Here is a 1,789-nt window from a genome sequence, read left to right as displayed (position 1 = left end):
ACTTCCTCTGTCTTCTCTTGTGTCTTCTCTTTTTCCCAATATGTCAAAGAACTTTTTCCCGGAAAATCCCGCACCGGCCACAACATCCAGCGGAAAACATGGCGGACCATGAAAAATCCCGCAGGGAAGCGACCGGATAAAATTCCGGAACAGCGGCAGCATCAGGTACGACCCTGATGATGCCCGTCTCTTTATTCCTTATAATAAGATGATCATCAATGTGCGCAGCAAGTCCGGTCCGGACGCTCCAGAAAGGAGGTATTCCAGCCGCACCTTCCGGTACGGCTACCTTGTTACGACTTAGCCCCAATTACCAGTATTGCCCTAACACGCTCCTTGCGGTTACATGCTTTAGGCACCCCCGGCTTTCATGGCTTGACGGGCGGTGTGTACAAGGCCCGGGAACGTATTCACCGCGTCATTGCTGATACGCGATTACTAGCGAATCCAGCTTCACGGGGCCGAGTTGCAGGCCCCGATCCGAACTGTGGGCGGCTTTGGGAGATTCGCATCCTGTTGCCAGGTAGCTGCCCGCTGTACCGCCCATTGTAGCACGTGTGTAGCCCCGGACGTAAGGGCCATGATGACTTGACGTCGTCCCCGCCTTCCTCACTGTTTGCACAGGCAGTCTCTCCAGAGTCCCCGGCATGACCCGATGGCAACTGGAAACAGGGGTTGCGCTCGTTGCGGGACTTAACCCAACACCTCACGGCACGAGCTGACGACAGCCATGCAGCACCTAGTTTCGCGCCCCGAAGGGAAGATGCGTCTCTGCATCCGTCGCTAACTTTCAAGCCCGGGTAAGGTTCCTCGCGTATCATCGAATTAAACCACATGCTCCTCCGCTTGTGCGGGCCCCCGTCAATTCCTTTGAGTTTCAGCCTTGCGGCCGTACTCCCCAGGTGGATGACTTAACGCTTTCGCTTGGACGCTAACCGTATATCGCTAACATCGAGTCATCATCGTTTAGGGCGTGGACTACCAGGGTATCTAATCCTGTTCGATCCCCACGCTTTCGTGCATCAGCGTCAATGCTGGGCTAGACAGCTGCCTTCGCAATCGGGGTTCTGGGACATATCTATGCATTTCACCGCTACTTGTCCCGTTCCGCCGTCTTCGACCAGATTCAAGCACTTCAGTATCAAAGGCACTGCAACGGTTGAGCCGCTGTATTTCACCCCTGACTTAAAGCGCCGCCTACGCACCCTTTAAACCCAATAATTCCGGATAACGCTCGGATCCTCCGTATTACCGCGGCTGCTGGCACGGAGTTAGCCGATCCTTATTCCTACGGTACACTCAGACATGTACTCGTACATGCGGTTGTTCCCGTATAAAAGCGGTTTACGACCCATAGGGCCTTCGTCCCGCACGCGGCATGGCTGGTTCAGGCTCCCGCCCATTGACCAATATTCCCTACTGCTGCCTCCCGTAGGAGTCTGGTCCGTGTCTCAGTACCAGTGTGGGGGATTCTCCTCTCAGAGCCCCTAGGCATCATCGCCTTGGTGCGCCGTTACCGCACCAACCAGCTAATGCCACGCGAGCCCATCCATGTCCTATGAATATTTGGATAAACCCCGATGCCGGAGCTTATCTTCATGCGGTGTTAATCCGTCTTTCAACGGGCTATCCCCCTGACATGGGCAGGTTGCTCACGCGTTACGCACCCGTGCGCCACTCTCATGCCCCTTAGCAAGCTAAGGGACAATCCCGTCCGACTTGCATGTATTAGGCCTGCCGCTAGCGTTCATCCTGAGCCAGGATCAAACTCTCCATTGTAAAAATGAAT

At 54.9% G+C, this 1,789-nt stretch carries 1 rRNA gene; it reads right to left on the bottom strand.

Annotated features, from left to right (window positions below):
* Positions 1 to 251: 251 nt before the first annotated feature.
* A 16S ribosomal RNA gene (locus C5745_RS19830) occupies positions 252 to 1,779 on the bottom strand.
* Positions 1,780 to 1,789 lie beyond the last annotated feature (10 nt).

This window comes from Sphingobacterium haloxyli, from assembly GCF_002980525.1.
Lineage (GTDB): Bacteria > Bacteroidota > Bacteroidia > Sphingobacteriales > Sphingobacteriaceae > Sphingobacterium > Sphingobacterium haloxyli.
The sequence above is the reverse complement of the archived record's forward strand: the minus strand, read 5'-3'. Positions and strand labels throughout refer to the sequence as shown.